The 223-nt window shown below is 35.4% G+C and carries 1 pseudogene; it reads right to left on the minus strand.

What is annotated here, in order from left to right:
* Positions 1-223: pseudogene (locus ACGF5R_RS25125) on the minus strand (hypothetical protein); the annotation flags it as partial.

Raw genomic sequence — 223 nt, forward strand, 5'->3', positions numbered from 1 at the left:
CTGATGTTAGTTCTATTATATCCGCCTGAGAAATTTTTCTGTTTTTTTCCTTCCCAAGAAAAATACCTGCACAATTATCATCATTACGCCATGAAAGTTGGTCGCTTTTTTGTTTTTTATCAATGGGTAAGGAAACATCCCTGCCATCTAGAGTAATTGTTATATTTGGTTTTGCACCCAAAACAAAACAGATATCTGATAGCGTTCTGAGCGTCATGTTTCT

The organism is Photorhabdus sp. RM71S (assembly GCF_042879355.1).
Taxonomy (GTDB): Bacteria; Pseudomonadota; Gammaproteobacteria; order Enterobacterales; family Enterobacteriaceae; genus Photorhabdus; species Photorhabdus kayaii.